We start from the raw sequence: 23827 nt of genomic DNA on the forward strand, positions 1-23827 counted from the left end.
TTCATACCTCGTAGGTGACGTTAAGGGATCCGGCGTCGAATGTGTTAGTGCCGGCAACAGTCGTGATACGAACCCGATCAAGCGGCGCCGAAAGCGCCTTTGATCCGCCACCAACTGATACGTAAGCAGCATCGCTGAGCCCGGTGGTTATGGATGCAGCCCAAGTGTTGGTTGCCAAATCTTCGCGGGTCAGTTCGATGCTGCCATGGATAGTCGCGGCAGCAGAGTTGTTCGTGTGAACGATGAAGCCCGTCGAATGAGCATTCGTGATAACGGCATTGGTTATACCGCTTGTGCAACCACCATAGCCCGACGTTTCGATACCGCCGCTATCCCCAAGCTGGACAATCACAAGCGACGTACCATTCGTTGAGACGCCGCTGAAATTGATCGTTATCTTTTTTGCATTGGTGGGAATGCTGGTTACATCGATCGCGGTGCCGGAAGTCGTGGCGATGTTGGTGCCACCCGCGATCCCGTCAGCCCATTCCGGAGCAGTTGCTCCAGCATTCATCTGATACTTCTGGCCGGCTGTTCCCTTCGCCAATCTGGCCTTGGCCTTGGCAGCAGTGAAATATTCGGTGTCGCCGGCTGCCGTGCTTGCCGGGATCGGCACGAACAGCTGAGTTCCTGCACCGTCACCGATCGCCAACACGTTGTCGTCGGTGTCCCACTCGACCTGGCCCTCACCGGTCGGCGTAGCCGTGGTGGCCTGTTTCAGCACAAGGAACGACGGATTGACGAGGATCCATGCACCGGCTGCAGAGTTCGCAGCGGTGTCGTAATTCAAGATGTAGCGGCCGCCGTCTAGAATATCTCCGGCCGCAAGAGCCACGTCGGCCCCGCCGACCATCTTTCGGATTGCCTTTGCACCGATGCTGGAGATGTTGAGAGTTGCCGCTGCTGTATTGTTCGATGCGGCCTCGAATGTGACGACGTCGAGGTCAACATAGGCCGTCATTGCGACAGCCAACGTCAGCGTCAAAGCGTTCGCAGCGCCACCGGCAAGCAGGAAGCTCATCTTCTCGCCGGAGTTGACGGCCCACGTCTGGTTGGTGGTGGTGTCGATGGCGAATACAGTGATCCAATTGGTGCCGTCATAGAACTTGTACAGCCAGATCGGATCGAGCGTATCGTCAACCCAGCGGAGGCCGGCGGTCACATACGATGGCGCCGTCGGCCCCTTGTTGCCACTGTGTACTGCATCTCGCCACCCCATTAGGTCGGTCGCCAGTGCGGTTCCGCTCTTCGTGGTCGGGTTGATCGTTCCGAAATCAGATTGGCTCATAGAATGATGCTCCCGTAGCCCTTGGCGACGTAGTCCATGGTTCGCTGCACAGGTGTGCCCACTGAGTTGAAATATTGGATGTGGAACCCGGATGGCCCCTTGGCGGTGATCGCCTTGCGGTCGCCGGTGGCCATATCCTGGTCATTGGTTCCGATGCCGTGCAGAGCCCGGAAGGGCGGGTTGAAAGCGACGTCGAGGCCAATGGCTGGAACGACGAGATCGTCACCCGCGATGACACGATCCGGCATGTCGATCTGCACCCGCAAGGTACGGACGGCCGGCGTTATGAAACTGAAATCTGCGGCACCGTCTTCAGCGGCCTTGCCTTCGAGCAACAACCGGAACCTGAATGCCCGGGTGGTAATGTCGCCAACGGTAAAGGCGCGCCAGGGGCTCCACAGGTCCAGGATGGGATCGACGCTGGTATCGGACACCTCGAGCGTGACTTCCCATTCCTCAGGTTCGGAATCGTCGAGTGCGGTGACGTCCGCAAGCGTTGTCCAGCCAGCCATCACGTTCGACAGGTTCTCACCCGTGGCATCGATCAGCGCTGTTACCCGACTGGTGAAGACGTCGCCAAGGTCAAGGATTTCGGCGAACTCGTAGGAACCCGAGACTGCCACACCTACCGAGTCAGGATCGCCATCGCCTTCAGCCATTGAAACAACGGAACTCAGCGTTTCCCATTTCGAGATCACGTTGGCGGCGAGAAGCCGAAGCACCCCGCCTGATACCTCGACATTGGTTTTCACGCCGGCAAAGGCCGGTTCCTCGGTGAGAACCTCGACGACGTTGAGTCCAGCGATTTCGGACACACCGGTTTGCACAAGCGCCGCGTTGGCGCTTCTGACGCCAGTCGGATATGCCGCCTTGATCAGATAGGTGCCGATCATCGTCGGCACCTGGACACTGGTACCCGAGACCGACGGGATAAGCGGCGTCGCCGAATTCCACTCCACGGTGAGGCCGTCTATGGAAACGAACCTGATCTCATAAGTGATCGCGGGACCAACGACCGGCGCCCAACTCAGTGTGGCGAGATCCCCGAGGACGCTGATCCTGAAGTTGGTGACGTCCGGCGGCGCGTTGAGCAGGGTGTCGATCGCGATGGCGCCGGAGTTGTTGAAACGCGACGGATCGCCCGTGATGAACCGGCAGCGGATCCTGAAGGAATAGAGGCCGGGGGCCAGCCCGGTGATCCGTGTCGTTGTCAGAGGCGCCAGAACGACAGGGGCGGCACGCCATTGCGGTGTAACCTCGCTTTCGTTCCGGTACTCGATCTCATAGGACTGGACGCGGCCGAGTGTCGGCGCCGTCCAGAACAGATGAACCGACGCCAGCGATCCCTCGGCTTCGCCTTCGATCTGGAAGAAGTTCGAGGGTGGTTGTGTGAACGGATCGAACGGCGTCGTGATGTTGCTTTCGAACGCCGGTATGACGCCGGTGTCGGCCTGAGAGATCCCAGGTGCATCATCGACGAGGGTGATCCTCGCCGTCATGTCCTCTTGGGGTTCGATGGCGAGGACGCGGTAGACCCCGGTTTCGCGCCCGGCTTCGCCGAACGTGAAGAGATCGCCCGTAGCCGGCAGATCACCGGTCCCGTCGAGCAGAAGTGTAGTGGTCTCGCCTGATGCACCGGGCAGCAGCGATCGCACCAAGAACGTGCCATCGGCCAGCCTGATGCGAATCTGGTAGAGTTTGTCGCTTTCAAGCGTGACGAGCTCGTCGATCCCAATGGATTGGGCGCCGACATCTATCGACTTGACGCGGCCGCTGATGATGCCGACCAGCATGACATCATGGGCGACGCGGACCCGGTCAGCACGGGTGCAGAGCAGGTTCTCGAAATCGACGTTGAGGGTATAGGTCTCGGGCCGGAGACGGAGCTGAGCGATATGGAAGCGGCCATGTTTCCATATCAGGTCGGGATGCGTGACCCCTGGGAACTCGATGCCTTCGAACCTGGTCGCGTTGGCGGCGGTGTAGCCGTCGTCGTAAACGATGCGCTCGTCTTCCTTCCACTTCGCCTTTTCGTTGATGAAGCGGATCCGCCAAGCGTGCGGCAGTTCCCTGAATTCGTGGGTGGCCTCGAAACCCCAGCTGTTGCGGGGCGTAAACATCTGGACGATGGGGGTATCGAGTTCATCCCAGACAACCGACCAGAGGCCATCCTTGAAGATCGGCACCGCTCTGCCGGCGGCGCAGATATCGGCGAGGGTATCGAACACCGATGCGGCGGCGACGCGGGGATGATCGAACGTCCATTTGTTGGCGACGCAGTATGTATGCCAGTTCTGTAAGGCGACGAGGTCAATCGCAGCGTCGGCGACAGTTCGCGCGTTCGCGGCGCCCTGCAGCACGTGCCGGAAGTGGTCGGCCGGGTTCCTGGATGGCTGGTTGTCAATCCAAGCCACACCATTCCAGGACTTCACCAGCGAGGTGACAACACCGTTCAGCGTGTCCAATGATCCGTTGAGCTGCGAGGTCGCCTTGATCTTGATCGCAGTGATGCACAACGGCTTCGAGAACGTCAGCGGCGCCCCGGTGCGGAAGCCGCGCAGCGCGGTCCAGACCACGGTTTCGATGACGCGATAACCGGGGTCATCGGGATAGTCGCCGTTGACCTTCTGGACTTCGACCTCGTACTGGCCGGCGACGAGCCCGGAAACTTTCGAATTCTTCCGGATCGTATCCTGCGATTTCGCGTTGACGGTGACACCTGGCATGTCGGTCCATGGGACCGTATCAACGAGCCGGTACCGGGCGGCGAGGGTGACCGTATAGTATTGCTGGCGGCCGCGATCATCGGTGGCACCGACGCCGTTCGGGAAGACGAAGTCGAGCGAGATCTCGTTGACGTTCTCCGCGGTGGTGCGGCTCTGCCAGCCGTCGGCGTGCTTGAGATCGACGGATAGCGGCTCCTCGACGACCTGGCGCGGATAGAGCGTGATCGGGGCGTCGCCGACATATCCGTTGCGGGTCTCGACCTCGACCTCATCGAATGAGGATAGCAGGGTTTCCCCGATCTTGATGTCTTCGACCTGAAGCGGCCCGTACCCCCAGACGAACAGCAGCCGCAGATACTGCGTTTCCCCGTTCGATTCAGTGTAGGGCAGGGCTCCATAATACGGGGTCACTCTATGCTTGCCGAGGATCACCGGGACGGGTTCATAGGGGGCGGCCTGATTGCGGGATCCCGTAAGCGAATAGCTTTGCTTGGGCTGCGATAGCTGCGGTGGCCTCGGCGCAAACAGCGCGTTGAGCAGCAACTTCACGCCAAAGCTGAGTCCGGCCATGATCAGCTTGCCGATGAAGCCGAGACCGCCGATGAATGCGGTAAAACCGGCGAACGCCGCCGACAGCGCTGCAAAAATCGGGGCGAAGAAGCCCTGCACGACGGGCCGCAGCGTAACCGTCGTCCCGGGCTTCGGTCGGACCAGATGCCAGTTCACGGCCTCGACCGGATGGCCGGCGAGATGGACCACGAAATCGGAGGCGACGGACCTGCAGTCCCTGTGGGCGACGACAGTATCGACGATCTCTGCGATCGTTGCGCCCGCCGACGCCCGGAGTTCGACCCGTTCGATACGCAGCGGGTGCAGGGCGGCGACGACGCGGATGTCATCGTTGGTGCCAAGGATCTCGCCGATCAGCGCGGCGGGTACCGGCATCATGGTCATGCGGCGGCCTGGTACCGGAAGAAGCCGAGGACGCGCCGGCGCAACCGGAACGACCGATAGTTCTCGATGATCGAGCCCGCACCGCGCTCGATATGGAGAACCCTCGAACCGCCGATGATGACGCCGATATGGCGGGGACGCCCGCCGATCGACATCAGCAAGGCATCGCCGGGCACCTCGTCGCCGTCAGGGATTTCGGTCCAGCATTCCCGGCGACCTTCGATCAACTCGGCAACGGCGGCGCCATCGGCTGCGGTCATGTAGTCGTCGCGAAAGCTCGGCAGCACGATGCCAAAACGCTCCGCGTAGACCATAGCGAGGAGGCCCCAGCAGTCGACACCGCTGCGATCGCGGCCCCGGTCCAGCCAGGGCAGTCCGACGAAATCATCGAGATTCATGTGATCAGAACAATCCTGGGAAGCCGCTGGGGTTGAACGTTTCGGCTGGATAGGGCTCGTCGGTCAGCGCGTCGATTGAGAGCTCGAGCGTGATGACGTTAGCGTTGTATTGGGCACGCACGATCTCGAAATCGGGGTAACCGATCTCGACGTCGTCTGGGGACGAAGCCAAGACGAGCTCGAGCTTTCCGAGGCCTGGGTTCGCGATACCCCTGATCTTCTCCACGATCTGCCGGCTGACGTTTTCAATCATCAGGCGAGCCGTTGGCGCGCGTTCCCCGAGATCATCGGGCAACGACACCACCATCGGGCAAAACGTGTAGGTATCGCCCCGACTCGAGGTCCCATAGGTCAGCGGTTCATCCGAAAGCCGTTCCGTCGGATCGCTGCTGAGGAGCAGTGGCGTCGGAAACGAGGGATGCGTGATCGTGAGTAGTCCGACCATGATCTCGCCGGTCTCCTGCGCGTTCATGGCCTGCCGCATCGTCATCGAGACGACGCGGCTCAAGGCATCACCTCGAGGTCGAGCGAGGCCACGAAGGTGTCACCGCCTGGGCTCGTCCATACCGGCAGGTTGGCGGCAAAACGAACAAGGATCGGATCACGGGTCAACGGATCCGGAAAGGTGAACGGCAACGTCCCCTTGATCAGCGTCGTTTTCACGAAGTTGTCGAGGATCGCCCGTTGGGCCCCGGACATCATCATGCGGCCCTGCAGTGGCCCCGGCATCGCCGACGAACGCAGCCGCACCTTTGGTGGTCCAACATCGGGTTGGGTCCGAAGCCTGCCATCGCCTTGGGCCTCCGAATAGCCGTCGGCCAGAAGATACTGCGGCAGTGTCGCCGGCCACACGTCGACCATTACCGCCTCTTCAGGGTTTCGCGCGCCCCGAACTGGCTGCGCAGCGTCGAGTTCGCCGCGGTGCCGCGACGGGACAGTTTGTCGGCAACGACGCGGTCGACGAGGATGTCGATCGAGGTCGTTCCATCGGCGTTCTCCTGGGTCTGGGCTTCGACTTGGGCGCCGGCGATGTTGTTGATGTTGATGTTCACCTTGTTGCCGCCCCCGACGACCTGGCGGGCATGTTCAAACGACTTGAAGACAGGTTCGCCTCGGCGGAGGATCGCGGGGACCTCGTCGCCGGCGATACCCCCGTTATGGTAGCGAGGGGCGCCTATGAAGACGCGCGGATCGACCCCTGAACGGAAGCTAGTCGCGTAGCCGGCGACGCCGCCTTCATGGAACAGCCCCCACGACCCCGACAGGATGTCGGCGGTAGCCAGGGGCGAGATCCCACTCATGAAATTGAAGGCGCCGCCGGCGCCACCAAACATGCCGGCGAGGTTCTGGAACCACGACGACCCACCACCCTGTGCCGACGACATGAAGGTCTGGATCTGCTGCGAAAGTCCGGCGAGGCTACCAGTGGTCTGCTGAAGGCCTTGGGCGGCCTGGTTGCCGGCGACCCCGGTGCGCATCATGCCCGAAGTCGCCTTATCAGCGGTGCCCCCGAACTTCTGCAGGGCCTGCTCCGCACCCTCGAGACGGCCCGAGAAGTTATGGGCGCCCTCCGGGTTCTGCCACGAGAAACCGCGCGGCCGCTCGAAACCAGCAAACGCCGCGGTGGCGCCCTTGACATCCTTGCTGTTCATCAAGGCGCTGAGCGACCGGCTCTCCGTGGTCTGGAGTTCCTTCCAAGCAAATTTGAGCTGGCTCTGGACGTCGCCCAAATTTCCCTTGCCGCCGATGGCATTGAATAGTGCCGAGGAACGATCGTTGTGCTGGAACAGGCCGAAGGCGTTGCCGCCGTCGCCTACCGCAAGCGGATTGAAGGCAGATTCAGCCTTCACGTTCCCCATGATGCCGGCGATCTGATGGGGCTGGAGGCCCTTGCCGGCAAAGAAGTTCCAGACCTGGCCGGCGACACCACCGCCGGCGACATTCGAATTCGCCGGCGAGAACAAGCGAGAGACATTCGAGCTCGAGGTGACGTCGCGTAGGGCACCCCAAGGATCCGCGCCTGAACCTCCGCCGCCTGATTTTCCACCGAGGCCGATGGCACCGAGGATGGCGCCAACGATACCGGAGCCGGAGCCGCCTGAGGCACCGCCGACACCGCCCACGATAGAATTGACGAGCGAGTTCACGAGTTTGTCGATGACGCTGTCCAATGCCTTGTTGAGGGCGTTGAGGATCGCGTTGCCGAGAGCTTTTCCGAAGGAATCGCCCTGCATCAGGCCGGCTTGGAAATCATCAAAGAAGCCGCGAATGCCGGCGCGCAGCGCATCGATGCGCTGGTTCTCACGGATCGCGTTGGCGACGTCGGAGTTGAGATCTACGGGCAGACCGGCACCACGCAGGCGCGACGCAATTGCCTGGTCGCCAGATGTGCGGAACAGCTGCTCTCGCTCGAACTGGATCTCACGCATAAGGTTAGTGCGTGCGATCTCATCGGCATAGCGGCCGTATTCCGCCGCTTTCTGCTTGATGAGTTCGATCTCTTTCTGGTCGGCCTCGACGCCGTTGCGCGCGGCTTCTTCGCGCAGCTTCGAAGTCAGATCGTACTCCATACGGAGCCGGGCGACCTCGCCGACGGTCTGGCCGATCAGGCTGATTTCGAGCTGCTGCGATGCGAGGGTCTCTTCGAGCGAGCGTGCGCGTTCCCGGCGCGCCTCGGCTAGCCCCTTTTCGGCTTCAGCGAGCGCGAGCTTGCCGGCGATATCGATCCGATCCGCCCGCGCCGCCGCGCTTTCGTTGTCGTTGTACTGCGCCCCGGCGGCGGCGCGTGCTGCTCCCGCCTTTTCGGCCGGGGACCTCGCCAGCAAGCTCTGTAGCTGCGCCTCGGCAGCGGCACGACGGCGAGCCGCCGTAATGGCCTCCTGGGCTTCGAACAGCGCGAAGTTGCCCATGTCGTCGCGGTTGGTCTGCCCGCGCGACAACAACATTCCGTTGGGGCCACGATCGTTGAAGAGCCGCTTCAACTCGCGATCGGCGGCCTGGATCGCTTCGGCGAGATCCTTGAATGGTGCCAGCGCCGCAATAGCATCGGCAGCGATCGCCTTGATGCCGGCGTTCGACGAGGTCTGCCCGATCTCCTCAAGATGCTTGATGAGCCCGAGCACGTCGGGGCGGCCCTGGATCGTTGCCTTCTGCAAGGCCTCGAAGTCGATCTGCAGGGTCTTGAACAGTGTGGTGCCGCGAAATTCGCGGGCGCCGAAACCGGTAAGATCGAGGTTCTTGTTGATAGCCGACGTCACGGCTTCGCCGATCCCGCCACCGCCGAACATCGTTGTCTTGTTGGCTTCGCGGAGCCGCTTCACCAGCTCGGTGAGGTTGTTCTCGAGCCCGAATGTGACCGAACCGGTGCTTTCGCGGCCGTACTTGCTCCGCTCGTCGGCGGCTTCGCCCCAGAGGTCTCGGACCCGGCCGATGGCTTTCTCGTGTTCTTTGAGGACGTCATCGAGCGATTTCGTTTCGGCCTTCGACGTCGAGAAGTACTGGATCGCCGCGGCCGCAGCACCGACGAGACCAATGGTGATCAGCGAAACCGGGCTGACAATGGAAAGCAGGGCGGCACCAAGAGTGCGTGCCGCGCCAGCGGCGCCCTGCTGTCCCAGAACGGCTGAAAGCTGGGTACCTTGCTGCAACGCGATTTGCAGCGGCGACATCCCCATCGCCGAGGTGACCGCGATGTCCTGGAACTGGGCCGCAACGTTCGAGGTGTTGAACTGGTTGACGGAGCCACGCCTGTTCTGATTGGCGGCAACGATTGGTGTATCAGCAATCGTCGAGTTGAGCCGCTGCTGGGCCTGCCGAACCGCGTCGAGATCCACGATCTGTTTCTGGCGCAGCGCCGAGATCACCCGCGCCGCATCCTGCTGGTTCGTAACCCCGCGTTTCACCGCGGAATCCGCTGTCAGCATCGCACGATCGAGCTCGCGCGCCGCTGCGACCTCGGCCCGGGTAACCGGATCGATTGAGGCTCGGAGCCGATCCCATGATTGCGCAACACGTCCGATCGAAGCCGACTGCACCATGAGCATGTCGGTGGCCTTGCCGGCGCCGGCGGCCAGCTTGTCCTCACGATCCCTCAACCGATCGACAGCTGCCTGGGCAACAGCCATGGCTCGGACGTATTCCGCCGAACCCTGTTGCGCACCGCGCGCATCGATAGTGAGTTCGGTTACGACCTGGTTCACTTACGGCTCCGACTGTGATGCGGCACGCGCCGCCATGAACTCGTGATCGAGCATCTCGATCATCTCGATTTCCCACGGCGTGAACCGGAAACCGGTCAGCCGTTGGAATGCTTCGATCTCGGTATAGGTGAGGAGAGAGGGACCAAAACCGTTGGTGCCTCGACGATTGGACAGCCGGTTGAACCGGCCCCAGAGATAGACGAGGCACCATGGCAGCGGGGGGAGATCGAGCTCCTGCTCAAGCTGCTCCCGGCGCTCCGGAGTACGGGCTCGATCGAGGAGGCCCTCGATGTGGCTCCGCGCCGAGACGCCGTCTTTATCCGGCGCGGTGATTTCGAAGTATGCCTTGGCGTGGACCTCTAGGGCTTCGGCAAGGCTTTCGTAAAAGCCTTTTCGTCACCGATGACATCGACGAGCTGCCCCAAAGCCCACCCCATCTTAGGGTGCAGGAACACCTTGTAGGCGGCTTCTTCCGAATAGATGATCGGATCCGGCGAGATAAATGCGAGCTTCACCGGCGTCCAGCCGACGATGCGGCTGACAATCCAACCGATGTTTTCTCGCTTCTGCTCCTCGGGCTCACGTTCCTCGGCCTTGATCTTCCTGCCATTGAGCTGCTGGGCCTCAAGGTTGGCCCGGCGCTTCAGATTCTTGCGAGCGAGTTCGTTCGACCAAGCGACGGCGTTTGGATGGCTTTCATCCGCGATTTCGATGAACCAGCCGGAACCCATCGTGGTGCCTGGCTTCAGAACTTCGTACCGGATGACATCCACCGGAACGATGCCGGTGAGGTCGACGAAGCCAGCATTCGTCTCAATTTTCGTCATGGTGGTTATCCTTTGTGGGAAGGGTGGCGAGGCGACACCCACATGCCGCCCCGCCCATCGCATGCGACTTCGTCCAGCTGTGGGGCCGGATCTCGGTTAGGGCTTGCGGCGCCCGCGTCCCGCGACGGCGATGCGGTTCTCGGGATCGTCCGACGCATTCGGGTCGAGCGGTGGCAATGCGGCTCGTTCTTCGTCGGTGAGGTTCAAAGGCTCTCCAGGCAAGGCCCTGGCGGTCTCGCTGATCTCGATCGAGGCGAGGTCCGCGACACGGCGGGGTGGCCAACTCACAGCGAGGCCAGATGCCTGGCCGTCGACGATGGCGGCGCGCAGCGCCTCAGCGGCGTCACGGATGGCCTTTTCCTTGGGTTTCATGGTGATTATCTTTCTTGTAGGGTTGAACGACCCGTTGGAGACCACGCGAAATGGCCCGCAGATCATTGCTGATGTCGGCTTTGACGGCCCTGATCGTCCTCGGAAGCTCGCCTGGCGAGGCAAAGAACCCACCTCGAGGTGATGTCGACGCCCTCGCTCTGCTCGCAATGGCGCCGCAGATTTGCGGCATCAACACCAAGGCCAGGTGGGATGCCGCGATGGTCGAGACCGCCGCGAAGTACGACCTCACGATCCCGGTTCTCACCACGAAGGTGAAAAAGGCGATGGGCGAGCTGCGGCGGGGATTCGCTAAATATCCGGGGACGTTGTCCGGGCAGTGTGCCGCGATCAGGCGAACTCAGTAGTCAATCAGGTCGCGTTGCTGACCTGGATCTTGATCTGGGTGGCGTCGTAGGCGCCGCCCCTGTTGTCGATGCCGACGAGTGCCGGCGGAACCGAGATCGTCTGGGTACGTGGGCCGCCTGCCTTGGCGAGCGCCGACTTGTCGACGGAGCCCAGCGTGAAGTTGGGGACATGGATCGAAACGAAACTGGCTGGTGCCGCTTCGTTCTCCTGTGCCAGGACGTGCAGCGACAGTGGGTTCTCGTCGATGAAGTCGGCAACGGTTAGAAGATCCTTGCGGAGCATCGACAGGTTCATCGAGACCGTCTCGGAGCCGGTGAACACATCTGGCGCGTATGGCGACGAGCTGATGACATCAGGCGACATCGCTTGGTTGTTGACCGAAAGGTCGAACGAAGTCAGGTCGATGAAGTCGACACCACCCATGCGGACAACGGCTTCGACGACTGCGAGAGGTTCGCCGGTCGATGTCACCGGCGCCGTGAAATGGGGCGACGAACCCGATGCCAGGGCTTCGAACTGCCCGGTGCCAACCCATGAGGTGTCGAGCTGCAGCAGCCCGTTTGGCCCCATGGAGAGCCGGAACGAGCTCCACACCGCATCGGTGAACAGCTCGGACTGGTCGAGGTCGTATTCGTGCTCCTCGATCGTGAAATAGCGCTTCACCAGCGCGCCGGCGCCCGGATTCACGAGGACACGGCCGGTGCGGGTGACCGTGAACGCGGTATCGGCGACGGCATTGACGGTCAGGGTCTCCGCCACGGTGATCGTGCTTGCCGTCAGACCGGTGATCCGGAGATTGCGGCTGTTGTTGCCGGCCGAGGAATGGCCGGTGAGAACGAAGACGTCGCCGACCTTCAGGCCAGCGGTGATCCAGGAGCCAGCGGAGGCAACGATAGTATTGGCGCCGGTGGTGATGCTGGTCAGTCCCGCGCTGGCCTCGGTGATCGCGAGATTGGCGGTGCCCCAGGTCCCGCGCATCACTGCTTCGAAGATGTCATCGAAGCCGCCGATGGAAAGCTCGCTCGAATACTGGCCGTTGGACTTCTGGAGGCCGTGACGGCCCCGCGTCGACAGACCGTCGCGACGGACCTCCTGGCTTTCGATCGGGGCTTTCGACAGCCGGCCGCCTTGGCCGCCGGTCTGACGGATGACCTTCGCGGATCCACCGCTGGCCTGCTGGCCAAGTCCTGCCTGGACCTTGGAGGCCGCGTAGCCGTTCCAATTCTCTGAATATGACATGATGTTGGGGCTCCTTGGAGGTGCGGATCAGCCGCGATGCCAGTACGTGAAGTCGACGGTCGCAGTGACGCGGAACCAGTTCCCGTCATCGGATCCGCTGTCGCCGTCGTCGACCTGCGGTGAAAGAGTGCGGATGTAGGATCCGGCACCGTCGTCGTAGAATTTCGCGGCTCGGAAGATTTCACCGATGGCCACAGCGTACTGATTGGCGGTGGCCTCGCCGCTACCAACCGGGGCGAAGACATGGACGTAGATCGTGCCGGGATACCGCCAGCCACGATTGCCTGGGGTTCCGAAAGTCCAGATCCCGCTTCCGAGCCCGACGACCTCAAGTTGGATCCACGGCTGCAGAACGCCGTCGACATCTACCGGTGGCCATGGAAGCGCCGGCTGCTCGTTCTGGAAAGTGATCCGAGTCGTCGACCAGTTTGCCTCGAGCCGCGCGCGGATCGCGGCCTTGGCACCTGCGTAGTCCGCCATGTCAGCGTTCCGTGATTACGAGGACGGGATACCGGAGGTCCCGGGCTTTCGAGCCGCGCACGGCGCCTCCGACGACGGCCCGGAAAGTGAAGACGACACTGGCCATGTTGCCGAAGCGGCCCTGCACGATCTTGGCGGCCTCCTGATAGACACGCGAGGTGCCGGGCACCCGCATCGTCATCGCCCCGACCTCGATCTTGCGGCTGTACGGCAGCGGGTTGCTGATCGAGACCTCGTCGCCTGGGTGCCAGCCCTTCAGGTTCGCCACTGCGGCGCCATTCAAGAATAGCTGGTGCGCGATACGGTACTCGCCGCTGAGGACCGGCGATCGGTCGAAAAGGGTTTCCATCGCGAACTGTGCCACGATGTCGAGGCGCGGATAGACGTAATGGATGATGCCGTCCGCCTCGACGCTCTCCTCGGCGGCGCCAAGCCGGCCGTCGACGAACCGCTGGAATGACGTCGGGAGCGGATCGGTCTGCATGACGCGTGCATGCTCGCGTTTGGCAACCTTGATGATCTGCTTCCGGGTCTCCTCGAGCGTGGCCTGCGTCGCGATCCGGAACTGCTGGCCGATGCTGGTATTGCGAGCCATCAGCCCCGCACCTGCAGTTCGATTCGGACAAGCGTGTCGTCGATCGTGATCGGATTCGGCGCGATGATCCGGCGCGGGGCCCCATCAACAACAACGAACCCGTTTTGTGGTGGCACCCCGAAGACTTCGAGCCCGGTTGGTGACAGCACGACCTTGCTATCACCCTGCTGGATGATCCCGGCGATCTCGTCGGGCTTGTAAAAGCGCACGCGCGCCCGAACCGTGACCTGGCCAACCGCGGTGTTGGTCTTACGCAGCTTGACCGTGGAGCCAGCCGCGAGCAGCGCGGCGTCGAGTTCCGCGATCATTTCAGCCGGGGTCATGGGCGACTACGCGATTGCGATGTTGCGGTAGCGTGCGAGCTGGCCCGACACGACATCTGGAACCGCCCCTTCGCTGGACTGGCCAGGGACCGAGCCAACCCACCATGTCTTTTCGGTCTTCAGCACATCAGGGACGTCGACGACTTCGCTCTTAAGCGCGGGGTCGCGTTTGGATTCAAGCCATGCGAGGCGAACAAAATCCATGGCCGCCTGCTTCAGATCTCCCGGCACTTCGCCAAATCCTGCCTTGTAGACGACGGCAACTTTCGTGGCACACCAACGGACAGGCAGGTCGCCGCAGAGCTTCGTGAAGACGCCGGACTCAGGATCAGCCTCGTATTCCGCCGCATCCATCAGAACTGCGTCGGCGGTAACGGAAACGATCTCGATGTTGTGCCGTCGCGACAACACGAGCTCGTCGCAGCGGACCTTGCGAAATGTTTCGGTCAACGTTTCCTGCCAGAGGGTGGGCTCGCCACCAGATCCGATGGCGATGCCACATTCCGTCATGATCGACGCAGCGACCTGGAGCCCAAGCGAGGTTAGAGCGGTATCCTGTCCGGCACCGGTCACGCCGGCGGCCGAGCGCAACTCTTCGATCGTGAGCAGCGCCAGGCTCGTAGCCGGCGTGGTAATGGACAGGCTGGAGCGCATGTCAGATCGACGCCGTGAGTGCCGCGACGATGATCTCAATCGCAGCCGGCTTGTTCTTGGCGGTTGAGATATCGATCGACTTTTCGGAGGCGAATGCCTCGAGCTCGGCTCTGGTCATCTTGCCGAAATCGGTGCCGTCGTCCCCCGGCTCGTCGGTTCCGTTGGCCTGGTCGGGCTCTTCGTCACCGCCCCCAGGTTCGGAATAGATCGAGCCGGCGCGCGACCATCCGATAACGGCATGCGCGGCTTCGGCGTCGGCCGCGGTCGCAAACTGCGCTTTGTCGCGCTTGACCCACCGAACTGCGGTGTGGGGATCGAGATCGTACGACTTGCCTTCGTCGTAGCGCTCCTCGAGGGGCGTCCCTGCTCTGTTGTCGTCAAGAACCGCGAGCGCGATAAAGATGACACCAATCTTGTCCATCGTCTGTCTCCATAAGGGTTAGGGCGCCCCGAGAATGGGACGCCCGGATCGAGGTGTTACTCGACCGTCTCGATTACAGAGGCAGCCTGGGCGGCCGGCGAATATCGGGCGCGCATGCCGAGAACGATGGCGCCGGAATCGCTGGTGGCAGTGGCCGTAGTCATCGAGAGACGGACATGGGTGAAGCCGTTGGAACGATCGAGCTCCTCGGCGCGCATATTGATGAGCGCCTGCTTGTTCGACTTGTCGGTGCCGGCCTGCGTCAGCTGGGTAATTGCCTTGCCGGTGACGTCCTTGGCGCCGGTACCCGAACTGTCAGACGCCTGCTGCAGCTTGGCGTCGATCGTGGCGCTGGTGCCGAGGTCGCCGGCCATGATGATTGCGAGAAGACCGCCATAGGTCGCCATGTCGATCCAGCCGGTGGTGAGCGTGCCTGCCGCGTTGGCATCGGGGTCGATGACACCGACCACGGAGGTCTGCTCGCTAAGAAGAGCGTTGAACATTGGAGTTCACTCCAGATTGAGTTGATCGGGGGAAAGGGCCGCCGGCGTGATGCCGGCAGCCCGGAGGAGCGGTTAGCGGGCCTCGAGCGTGACGTAGGGGCTGAGGGTGTCGCTCCCCTTGAACGGGGTCAGAGGCGATTCCCAGACCGGCTGTCCGTCGATACGGACGACGAACCTGAAGGCAGTCTCGTCAGTGATGAACTTGACGTGGATCGAGGTGGCCTTCTTGGCGGCGCCCTTGTCGATCATCAGGTATTCCTTCAGATCCATAAGAACGATGTCACCCTTGTCGCCTGGGGCCGAGTTGAACTCGGTGGGGATGACCGGGCGACCCATCAACAGGCCATAGTCGTTGTTGTTGTTCTGGCCACCCGGCGGCACGTAGACGACGGGGGGCAGGGCGATGCCGCCGACATTCTCGGTACCAGCGACATTCTTGATCTTGACGTTCATCTGGTACAGCTGGGGCTCCAACTGCTGATTGATCGTCCAGATCGCGTTCTTCCGGCTGCGGACCCAGAGGCGAGCCCACATCTTGAGGATGTTCTCAGCGACAAGGCTGTCGGCGACCTGACTGCCTTCCTTGGAGACGGTGACGAGCGCAGGCGATTTCGTCACGCCGAGCGGCATGCCGGCACCGGTGCCTTCGAAGACCGCCCAGTCGATCTTGAACGCGAATTCTTCCTCGAAGGCCTCGTTGATGATTGCCTCGAGGGAGGTGGCGTCTTCGAGGTTCTCGTCGGTGGCGTAGAGCAGGCCGGTGAGCTTGTGCAGGCGCAGATCCATCTGCCGGAACTGCAGCTGCGAAGCGGTCTTCTGTGCACCTTCGCCGGTCCAGAACGCCTGGATGCCGCCGAAACGGGAACCATTGGCGCGGCTGGTTTCCTTGACCGCATTCATCCTGAGGCCATTGGAGTTCGGGCCGAGCGGAATTTTCCGGGTACGACTGGCGAGATCCGACCTCTCGTAGGCCTTCTTGAGCAGTTCGGAGGTGAAATCCTGCTGCACAAGGAAGCCGCCGTCGGGGCCGCTGCCTTCGTTCTGGCCGCTCGCCGCGCCAATGCTCTGCCAGACGAGGCGGGGATCGCGTTCGCCACCGTTGCCAGCGCGGGCCACGGCAAGCAGCTGCTCGCCGAAGGAATCGAAGCTGCCAGCCTCCGAAGGATCCTGGCGAGGAGCGGCAGGAACCGCGGTTGAGCCCTTCAGCGCCTGGGCACGTTCCATCGACTTGATCTGCCGATCGAGATTCTCGACATTGGTCGCCGCTGCGTCGAAGGCGGTCTGATCGGCTTCGGCTTCAGGGGTTCCGAGAGCAATCAGGGCATCATATGCCGTCGCCCGGTTCTGGCGAAGGCTCGCTAGGTCTTTGGACATCGGGATCTCCTATTCTGTCCATGAAAAAGGGCGCCGAAGCGCCCGCTCGTCGTCGGCCTTCGCCGCCGAATTCACTGCTTGAGGTTGGCCAGCTTCCGCTGGTTGGCGACAGCGCGCCGCATCGCGGTCAGGGTCGCGTCGTAGCTCTGCACACGGTCGGCCATGCCGGCCGCAACCGCATCGGATCCGACTTTGACGCCACCCCTGCCGAAATCGCTGAGGACCTTTTCGGCGGAGACATTTCGTCCACGGGCGACAGCCGTCACGAACTGCTTTTCGATGGCGTCAAGCGTGCCACGGATCTCGGCAAGCCCTTCTTCCGCGGTTGGATCCGGGCGCTTGTTCGGCGCATTCGAACTGACGATTTCGAGATCGAGATAGCCGTCACGATCCGCCGCGACCTGCTTCGACATCCCGATGACGACGCCGAGCGAGCCGACCAGGCCGGTCTTATCGATGACAATTTCGGGGGCCGCGCTCCCGATCCAGTACGCGGCGGAACATGCCTGTCCTGAAACGAAAGCGACGGTCTGCTTCTTTTTGCTGCCGGCCGCGACTGTATCGGCGAAGGCACTGATGCCGGATACGGCGCCACCCGGGCTGTCGATCATCAGCATAATGGCGCCGACGTCCGGGTTTGCCAGAGCGGTCCGATGGTCGTTCTGCAACATCGTGACCGATGTCGCGCCTGACATTTCTGTCATCATGTTGGCCCGGGGAAAGATGGGCCCCACCACGGGCAGGACTGCGACCCCGTCGATTAGATAGGCGCGCTGGGCACCGGGAAGACGCTGGGCCCCAGGTCCTGCCATGAGATCATAGTCGCGTTTCTGCCAATCGCCGGCACCGGCGACCTCCGGGGCGCCGTGGTTGCGCTGCGCCAGAGCCGCAATGAGCGGCAACCAGCCGGGAACGATGGCCCACGGGTCCGCCGTGAGCGCCTGCAGTGCACGATTCATCTTGAGATCCTCAGTTGATGGCGCCGAAGCGGCTGATGTCCTTGGGGGTCGGGCGGACAATCATGGATTTCCGAGACGGATCCTCGGGTTCATCGATGTCATCGGCCGTGTTTTTGTCGGCCGGTGTCATATTCATGGGCGTTAGGTACGTTTTGCCCTGTCCGTCGGGCAGATCGTCCATGTTTTCGCGACCACGGATGTCATCTGCGTTCAACCAGCCCCATTGTCTGCCAATCGCATAGGCTCGATACCGGCTATGGATGTCGCCTCGCATCAAGCCATCGAGATTGAACTCGATGTAGTATTCCTCGCGCTCATCGACCGAGAGGCAGGCGATTTCGAGGGCGGATTGAATAGCCTCCGCAAGCGAAGACACCGGCCCGGTGACATAATCGATGCCCTGGTGCTCGATATTGTTGTTGGTGGCCCGGTCGAGGATCCCGATCTTGTGCGGCGGCACCCCATACATCGTGCAGCACTGGACGGCCTGCTCCTTGCGCGTCTCGTTCAGCTGGCTGTCCTGCGGGTTTGTGCTGAATTCCTTCAGCTTCATGCCCAGCTCGAGGATCGCCACCTTGAACGAGTTGTCGAGACCGGAATAGGCGCGCTCGATGCCCGTCCTGATGCGTTTGGCCACCGCATCGTTCGGTAGCTTCTTGTCCATCTCGAGCGCGATCGAGGGGCGAGCACCATTGGCGAAAAATCGAGCAGCAAACCGTTCCGCGGCGAGCGCGAGGGCAATGGTTTCCGGATGTTGGTCGATCGGAGAGATGCCGTCGACACCGCCCCACATTCCGTTGGCGGTGGAGCCCCTGTAAGGCGCGTGGATCACATCCTGCCAGGATAGATCGCGTTCATAGCCGTTCTTGCCCTGGATATCGAAGAACGGTTCTGTGTCATCGGCCCACCGGGTTGTGGTCTGGCCATGCTTGAGCAGCGTGATCCTTTCTACTGATCCTCGTTCGTTGCGCCAGACCCTGGAATGGCCCTTGCCGTAGGAGAGTGCGTTCGCAACGAGGGCGCGCCGCCAAGCGAAGGAGCTCAACCATGGCGCCGGCGATTCTTTCAATCGTGCGTACAGCGGATGGCTCTCGGCTTTGATCCGCGTCCCGTTGCTCATCTTGCGGTAAAGGATAAGGGGGACCTTGGCCAAATCTTCCGACAGAACTTGGATGCATGCCGAGATGCCCGGAACCGTGAGTGCATCGCCAGTCGTGATCCGGAGCCCGGTGGCGCTGACAAAACCGCCGAAGATCCCATTGAGGAATTCTTCCTCGGTCACATCGCGATATCGCTCCTGATCGGACGCTGACGGCCCACCGAGCAGACTTGACCAAAGCTTCATGTCAACGCGCCCTGACCGTGCCCAGCACGGCAATGGTGAAGAGCATCAAGCCGGAAGCCGCAAAGCCAAGCGGGGGATAATGCAGCCAGCCGCCGACCCCGACGAGGGCGGAACCAACGAGCGCGACGACAAGGCGCGCGATGTCGGCGACGTCGCCACCTCGATTTTTCGGCTCATCGACCATGTTTTCACGCCCATACTGGAATGTCGTAGTCTTCGGGGAGGACGTCGCCGTCCATCGGCTCAGGGTTTTTGACCATTACGGTGGCTGAATCGAAAAGCGCCATGACAGGGTCGATCTTGGCATCGCCGGCGTTCTGCTTAGTCGCCCGGATCGCCGTCGCCGTGGGCTCGATCTGCAAATTCGACACCGCCCATGGCATCAACAGACCGCCGCAATGACGGAGGAGACCTTTGGCGAGACGCCGCTCCGAGGTCTTGATGGCATTCATCATGCCGAAACCTTGGGGGACGCCGTGAAGCAGGCCGTTTTCTTCGGTGACATCCTTGGCGGCAAGAAGTTCGACGAGCTCGCCGAGCCCCGCAGGATCGACGCCAACACCGCCCAGCAGCCCGCGTTCCTTCACCATGCCAATAATCTCGACGATTGAGCCGAGGTCGATCAGATCATCACCGACGATGGTGAGTTCGCCGGCTTTCTCGAAGCCCAGCAACTGCGTCGCTATGGACTGCCTGCGCGTCAGCACACCGTTGTGGCACCAGGCATGGCTCCACGACAGCCAGCGCTTCATCTTCTGGACGACCTTGCGGCCGAGGATCTCGAACTCGACTTCGATCTCGTCGGGTTCCCGGCCGAGCACGTTGAAGCCGTAGAGATCGTCGAGGCCGCCGCCGTCGGCGCCGCAAACCACGCATTCGCAGCGATCGAGCAGCGCATATAACGCCTCGAACGGTGACCGCGCATAGATCGCGGCGAGCTCTGGATCGACAGCGCGCTCCCAGTGATCGGCGCCGGGCCAACGGTTGGCCCTGAGGTTCATGCCGATCTCGACATTGAGATGCTTCGCCAGAAATGTCCGGCGCGTATCAGGCGAGCTCGCCTTCTTGAGTTCGTCCTCGAGCCATTCTTGGCTCACCGACCGGTTCATATTCGGGTTCGTGATACCGAAATTCTTCGGATCGAGGTACCCTTGGGCTTTCAGGATGTGCGCCGGGAACTCGTAGAGGACGCCGAGGCTCTTCGGATCCACGATCTTGCCGTCGCGGACGTCGCGGTAATAGTCCAGCTTGGCCTTGAAGACGCCGGCCGGCGGCGCATCGGAATGCGTCGTCAGATAGATGACGAACCCTTCCGGTCTCGACACCAGGCCGCCGGTGGCTTCGCGTAACATGGCATCGGCGCCGAGGCGTTTGCCGAAGATCCAGAGCTCGTCGACGAGGACGAAGGCGGCCTTCTTGCCGCCGACGGTGTCGGTATCGGCAGCGACAACCTTGAGCACCGCCTTAGTGAGGCGGTGCGTGATCTGGCGGAAGTTGTCCTGGATCTGCAGCAGATCCATCAGCTCAGGATCGGCGCGCACCATATCGGCGGCCGGCTTGTACGAGTTGTTTGCGATCTCCAGCGTCGGCGCCAGAATCAGCAATTCCGCGGAATGCCGCCAGTTCCTGATCAGCGCGGTCAACATGATGCCGGCGGCGATCGTCGACTTCGCGTTTTTCTTGCTGATCAGCAGGAAGAATTCGCGGATCAGCCGTTTGGCGTTGACCGGGTCGTAAGCCCCGAACACCGCCCTGACGAAGTCGAAAACCCATTCCTCGCAGGCCTCTCCGAACGTTGGAGCGCGGGTTTCACCGGTTAAGGGATCTACGACATGAGGGGCGTCGACGATCTTGAGGGACTTGAAGACGGCAAGGGCGGCCTCGGCCTCATCGGGGAATAGCGGCTCAAACGGGATCAGCGTCTCGCCGGCAATGATCCTGCGTTCCCAATCGACGCAGGACGTATCCCAGTGCTTCACCGGTTATCGACGACCAGTTTTGGCGGCTCCGGTGGCGCATATTTGCCGCCGACACGACCAGCTGCGGCCTGACGTTCCTCCTTCTTGCCCAGCTTCGGCGCCCGCTCCTGCGGGACCGGCTTCGTACCCGACCTGGCACCAACGGCTTCGGCGGCGGAGGCGACGCGAGTCATCTCCTCCAGCTTCTTCTGAGCGGTTACGTTGCCCTTCTTGGCTTCGCGATAGAGGAGACCGATGACCTCAGCCCGCTTCTTGGCGACGCCATTGGCGAGCTCCTCTTCGAAGTACTTTTCGAGCGTTGGTGTCGAGCAGCCGATCGCGCGGGCGCACTCGTCCTTCGACATCCCGCACGACACCAGCTCTTCCACCTTGCGACGAAGCGCCGGCGTCGGCTTGAACGGCGGCCGACCACGTCCAGCCATGTGCATGCACTCCGAAAGGATGGGTTATTTTGGCCGTTTCAGCCAAACCGGCCCGTTTTTCCGGGCCCTCGAAAAAATTGTGCGAATGACCCCCATGCGGTTGGGGGCCCCGGAAGTGCCAGAGATTGACACCCCCCCTCCCTTATGGGCGATGGTTCGGCCCTCACGGGGGAGATGACATGATCGATAGCTTCAAAGAGTTTTTGGACAAGGACCAGCAGGCACGGCCGAAGTCACTGGTGGCTTGGTACGCCGAAGGCGATGAACGAGCCGCAGCTCTTGCGCAGGGCCTCATTGAAGAGGGCCATACCTACTCATTTAAGAAAGGCTATCACGCTCGCTTTGATCGCGCTGTCGCACCAAATCAACAAGACCACCTACATGTTATGCTGAGGAACAACGATGTCTGCGTCATCAACAAGGACGGCACGGCCAGTCACAAGTCAGATCTCAGTAGATTGCCGGGGCATGTGAAGGATTCAATTCGTCGACTCGGCGTAGTGATGATCAAAGAAAGCGGTCAGCTGGTCGAGCAAGCAGCCGTTGTGCTGAGATTCACTGTACCCAGAAGCGTCATGACACAGTTCAAAATCAAGTTCCTAGCGACGACCGTCAAAAGGTCTGCTTCATCCGTTTAGCCCGAGCAGCCGCAGTCTTCTTGGTGTGCGATGCCCCGCATCTCAACAACACGTTCTTGGGATCAAGCGGGGCGCCGCCGTCTTGGAGCTCAACGATGTGATCACCGAAGACGCGCATGCCTGGCTTGTGGGTTCTGCCGTTGCAATGCGGGTCCTCACAGATCCGACCACGAGTAGCGATGAGGGACGACATCAGCGCACGCCATTCTGTGGAGAGATAGAAGGCGTCAGCCGTCTTCGCTGGAGGACGAACCGTACGGGTGTCCATGGTGCGCAGCGTTGGAGCGATCATGCGGAGCTTTGCCATGATCCATTTCTTCCTAGCACTGACCTTTAGATCGTAGAGCGCTTCCTCGATGCCGGGTCGGCCTTGAGGCCGCCCGGAGGCAGGCGATATCAAACCTTGGCGTCTACGCGAGGGAAGGGGTCGCGAGAGACCCGAAACCTTTTTCGAGGCGCTGTCAAATCGGCCGGGAATGTCCGGGAAATGTCCTGGGTTTGTCCGATCCTGAAAAGGCGATTTCGGCTTGACGAGATCTGTGATTCTGCCACGCAAGCGCACTTTTCGTCGACGGCTCGCGGCCTGTGGACGGATGTGAACAATGGTAACGATTGCGTAGGCTGCCTCGCCTTAGTCCCGATTGCTGGTAGATTCTAATGGCGATTCGGATTGTCCGAATTGCAAGGCCCGAACCAAGGGTGTCTCACCACCCAAGGCCGGGCCTTCTTAGTGACCATGGCGATCCTCTCCGGGATCGCCTTGGCCTCGAAGAACTGGCTGTTACCAATCCTCCCGCTTACAACGGGGACGGTAGCATCAGGGCTAGATGCTGGGCAACCCGGATAGGACGCTTTCCAAAAAGGAAACGTCCATGAATAGACCAAGCCTGCATGACCTTCTCCAGCGGATTGCCGTCTGGAGCAAGGGCGAACTCATTCTCGGTGAAGACCCTGCCATCTGGAGGTGCGATTGCTTCGGCAATCGTATCTGCTGGCACGACTACGGCGACAGGGCATCGATCCACGGATGGGAGAAAGACCACATCATCCCCAGGGCTGCTGGTGGATCCGACGAGATCTTCAACCTTCGTCCTCTTCACCATAGGCTGAATGCAAGCCTGGGGGGCGGCCTCGGCCAGTTCCTTAAGGATTGGCCGAAGCTGAATCCTGAAGAGGGTGGGTTGGCTACCCTTCTTAACGGCGGCCTGTTCTCGTCGGCACGCAAGTAACATCAGTCACGGATGGGGCGTCAGCGCCCCATCCAACTTCTCGGGAAAATATCAGCGCCGCCCCATCCTCTTGTCGACCAGGGCGCCGAACTCAGCATAGGTCATGCCAGCAGTCCGGAGCACAGCCGCGATGACTTCCATCGACGGCCACCGTTTTTGGCCGCGAATGACGCGCTTCGATTTGTTGAAGGCGGTGGAATCGAACCCCGAGACTATCGCTAGACGGGATGCCGACATCTGGCTTGCGGCAGCGATCTCGTCGATCGCGGCCCAGACCGCTTCGTTTTGCCAGTCAAGTTGCTCTGTCATCCCACCGTCCTGCATGCGCACGTCGGCACATCATGAAAACGGAAAGGATGAGAAGCGGTTAACTAATTGCGGATGCAGGATTTGAACCTGCGACGCAAGTGATGGAAGGATGACGGCGTCAATGGGAGGCGTGGCTCATGTCGTCGAAGTCGGGGTTCACCAAGGAAGAAGTCGAGGCCGAGCATGCCCGAAGGCGGCGCGCAAGGACCGCCGAAACGCACCAGAAC

At 61.5% G+C, this 23827-nt stretch carries 27 protein-coding genes; 3 read left to right on the forward strand and 24 right to left on the reverse strand.

The annotated features are described in order from the left end of the window. Window position 1: 1 nt before the first annotated feature. From IHE39_RS27790 to IHE39_RS27825, 9 genes are all read right to left on the reverse strand, one after another. On the reverse strand, window positions 2-1288 hold the full coding sequence (locus tag IHE39_RS27790; protein WP_192568775.1) for a hypothetical protein: 1287 nt from the start codon (window positions 1286-1288) through the stop codon (window positions 2-4). Further along, window positions 1285-4968, reverse strand: a complete 3684-nt coding sequence (locus IHE39_RS27795) for a host specificity factor TipJ family phage tail protein (protein WP_192568776.1) — start codon at window positions 4966-4968, stop codon at window positions 1285-1287. Before IHE39_RS27795 ends, IHE39_RS27790 begins: the two co-directional genes overlap by 4 nt. Then, the gene (locus IHE39_RS27800) at window positions 4965-5366 is read right to left on the reverse strand and encodes a C40 family peptidase (RefSeq protein ID WP_192568777.1); all 402 of its coding nucleotides are present in this window, start codon (window positions 5364-5366) and stop codon (window positions 4965-4967) included. The genes IHE39_RS27795 and IHE39_RS27800 overlap by 4 nt, the downstream gene beginning before the upstream one ends. Window positions 5367-5370: 4 nt before the next feature. Beyond that, complete coding sequence (locus tag IHE39_RS27805) at window positions 5371-5874, reverse strand: DUF1833 family protein (protein ID WP_192568778.1); 504 nt, start codon at window positions 5872-5874, stop codon at window positions 5371-5373. Next, window positions 5871-6227, reverse strand: coding sequence for a hypothetical protein (locus tag IHE39_RS27810; protein ID WP_192568779.1), 357 nt, complete (start codon window positions 6225-6227; stop codon window positions 5871-5873). The genes IHE39_RS27805 and IHE39_RS27810 overlap by 4 nt, the downstream gene beginning before the upstream one ends. Beyond that, window positions 6227-9565, reverse strand: coding sequence for a phage tail tip lysozyme (locus IHE39_RS27815; protein ID WP_192568780.1), 3339 nt, complete (start codon window positions 9563-9565; stop codon window positions 6227-6229). Before IHE39_RS27815 ends, IHE39_RS27810 begins: the two co-directional genes overlap by 1 nt. Beyond that, window positions 9566-9898, reverse strand: coding sequence for a phage tail assembly chaperone (locus IHE39_RS31260; protein ID WP_434781349.1), 333 nt, complete (start codon window positions 9896-9898; stop codon window positions 9566-9568). It lies immediately after the preceding gene. Between the two features lie 26 nt (window positions 9899-9924). Then, complete coding sequence (locus tag IHE39_RS27820) at window positions 9925-10392, reverse strand: hypothetical protein (protein WP_192568781.1); 468 nt, start codon at window positions 10390-10392, stop codon at window positions 9925-9927. A gap of 96 nt (window positions 10393-10488) precedes the next feature. Further along, the gene (locus IHE39_RS27825; protein WP_192568782.1) at window positions 10489-10764 is read right to left on the reverse strand and encodes a hypothetical protein; all 276 of its coding nucleotides are present in this window, start codon (window positions 10762-10764) and stop codon (window positions 10489-10491) included. A 50-nt stretch (window positions 10765-10814) separates the two neighbouring features. On the opposite strand from IHE39_RS27825, the gene IHE39_RS27830 reads away from it, so the two are divergent. Next, window positions 10815-11129: a hypothetical protein gene (locus IHE39_RS27830; protein WP_192568783.1), complete on the forward strand. Its 315-nt coding sequence runs from the start codon at window positions 10815-10817 to the stop codon at window positions 11127-11129. A gap of 4 nt (window positions 11130-11133) precedes the next feature. On the opposite strand, the gene IHE39_RS27835 is transcribed toward IHE39_RS27830, so the two are convergent. From IHE39_RS27835 to IHE39_RS27895, 13 genes are all read right to left on the reverse strand, one after another. Next, window positions 11134-12369 carry a phage tail tube protein gene (locus IHE39_RS27835; protein ID WP_192568784.1) on the reverse strand — a complete coding sequence of 412 codons (1236 nt, stop codon included), beginning with the start codon at window positions 12367-12369 and terminating at the stop codon, window positions 11134-11136. A gap of 27 nt (window positions 12370-12396) precedes the next feature. Continuing rightward, on the reverse strand, window positions 12397-12849 hold the full coding sequence (locus tag IHE39_RS27840) for a phage tail terminator-like protein (RefSeq protein ID WP_192568785.1): 453 nt from the start codon (window positions 12847-12849) through the stop codon (window positions 12397-12399). Window position 12850: 1 nt separating this feature from the next. Beyond that, the gene (locus IHE39_RS27845; RefSeq protein WP_192568786.1) at window positions 12851-13444 is read right to left on the reverse strand and encodes a hypothetical protein; all 594 of its coding nucleotides are present in this window, start codon (window positions 13442-13444) and stop codon (window positions 12851-12853) included. Then, window positions 13444-13767 carry a hypothetical protein gene (locus IHE39_RS27850; RefSeq protein WP_192568787.1) on the reverse strand — a complete coding sequence of 108 codons (324 nt, stop codon included), beginning with the start codon at window positions 13765-13767 and terminating at the stop codon, window positions 13444-13446. The genes IHE39_RS27845 and IHE39_RS27850 overlap by 1 nt, the downstream gene beginning before the upstream one ends. Before the next feature lie 6 nt (window positions 13768-13773). After that, window positions 13774-14421 (reverse strand): hypothetical protein, encoded by a 648-nt coding sequence (locus IHE39_RS27855; RefSeq protein WP_192568788.1) that lies wholly within the window; start codon window positions 14419-14421, stop codon window positions 13774-13776. A gap of 1 nt (window position 14422) precedes the next feature. After that, window positions 14423-14842, reverse strand: a complete 420-nt coding sequence (locus IHE39_RS27860) for a hypothetical protein (protein ID WP_192568789.1) — start codon at window positions 14840-14842, stop codon at window positions 14423-14425. 56 nt (window positions 14843-14898) lie between these two features. Then, window positions 14899-15345 carry a hypothetical protein gene (locus tag IHE39_RS27865; RefSeq protein ID WP_192568790.1) on the reverse strand — a complete coding sequence of 149 codons (447 nt, stop codon included), beginning with the start codon at window positions 15343-15345 and terminating at the stop codon, window positions 14899-14901. Window positions 15346-15417: 72 nt separating this feature from the next. Beyond that, on the reverse strand, window positions 15418-16719 hold the full coding sequence (locus IHE39_RS27870; RefSeq protein ID WP_192568791.1) for a phage major capsid protein: 1302 nt from the start codon (window positions 16717-16719) through the stop codon (window positions 15418-15420). A 71-nt stretch (window positions 16720-16790) separates the two neighbouring features. Further along, the gene (locus tag IHE39_RS27875) at window positions 16791-17678 is read right to left on the reverse strand and encodes a S49 family peptidase (protein WP_192568792.1); all 888 of its coding nucleotides are present in this window, start codon (window positions 17676-17678) and stop codon (window positions 16791-16793) included. Between the two features lie 10 nt (window positions 17679-17688). Continuing rightward, window positions 17689-19023 carry a phage portal protein gene (locus tag IHE39_RS27880; protein WP_192568793.1) on the reverse strand — a complete coding sequence of 445 codons (1335 nt, stop codon included), beginning with the start codon at window positions 19021-19023 and terminating at the stop codon, window positions 17689-17691. A gap of 1 nt (window position 19024) precedes the next feature. Continuing rightward, entirely contained in the window at window positions 19025-19207 is a 183-nt protein-coding gene (locus IHE39_RS27885) for a hypothetical protein (RefSeq protein WP_192568794.1), read from the reverse strand. Between the two features lie 4 nt (window positions 19208-19211). Further along, window positions 19212-21002 carry a terminase large subunit domain-containing protein gene (locus IHE39_RS27890; protein WP_192568795.1) on the reverse strand — a complete coding sequence of 597 codons (1791 nt, stop codon included), beginning with the start codon at window positions 21000-21002 and terminating at the stop codon, window positions 19212-19214. Continuing rightward, the gene (locus IHE39_RS27895; protein WP_192568796.1) at window positions 20999-21424 is read right to left on the reverse strand and encodes a hypothetical protein; all 426 of its coding nucleotides are present in this window, start codon (window positions 21422-21424) and stop codon (window positions 20999-21001) included. Before IHE39_RS27895 ends, IHE39_RS27890 begins: the two co-directional genes overlap by 4 nt. 179 nt (window positions 21425-21603) lie before the next feature. On the opposite strand from IHE39_RS27895, the gene IHE39_RS27900 reads away from it, so the two are divergent. Next, on the forward strand, window positions 21604-22062 hold the full coding sequence (locus tag IHE39_RS27900; protein WP_192568797.1) for a hypothetical protein: 459 nt from the start codon (window positions 21604-21606) through the stop codon (window positions 22060-22062). Here IHE39_RS27900 and IHE39_RS27905 read toward each other — a convergent pair. Then, on the reverse strand, window positions 22037-22369 hold the full coding sequence (locus IHE39_RS27905; RefSeq protein ID WP_192568798.1) for an HNH endonuclease: 333 nt from the start codon (window positions 22367-22369) through the stop codon (window positions 22037-22039). The two genes, IHE39_RS27900 and IHE39_RS27905, sit on opposite strands and share 26 nt — an antisense overlap. Before the next feature lie 565 nt (window positions 22370-22934). Between IHE39_RS27905 and IHE39_RS27910 the strand changes: the two genes are divergently transcribed. Continuing rightward, on the forward strand, window positions 22935-23291 hold the full coding sequence (locus tag IHE39_RS27910; protein ID WP_192568799.1) for an HNH endonuclease: 357 nt from the start codon (window positions 22935-22937) through the stop codon (window positions 23289-23291). Between the two features lie 51 nt (window positions 23292-23342). Here the strand turns inward: IHE39_RS27910 and IHE39_RS27915 are convergent, their stop codons facing one another. Beyond that, a complete protein-coding gene (locus tag IHE39_RS27915; RefSeq protein ID WP_192568800.1) occupies window positions 23343-23621 on the reverse strand; it encodes a hypothetical protein in 279 nt (92 codons plus the stop codon). Window positions 23622-23827: the final 206 nt, after the last annotated feature.

This window comes from Aminobacter carboxidus, from assembly GCF_014863355.1.
GTDB lineage: Bacteria > Pseudomonadota > Alphaproteobacteria > Rhizobiales > Rhizobiaceae > Aminobacter > Aminobacter carboxidus.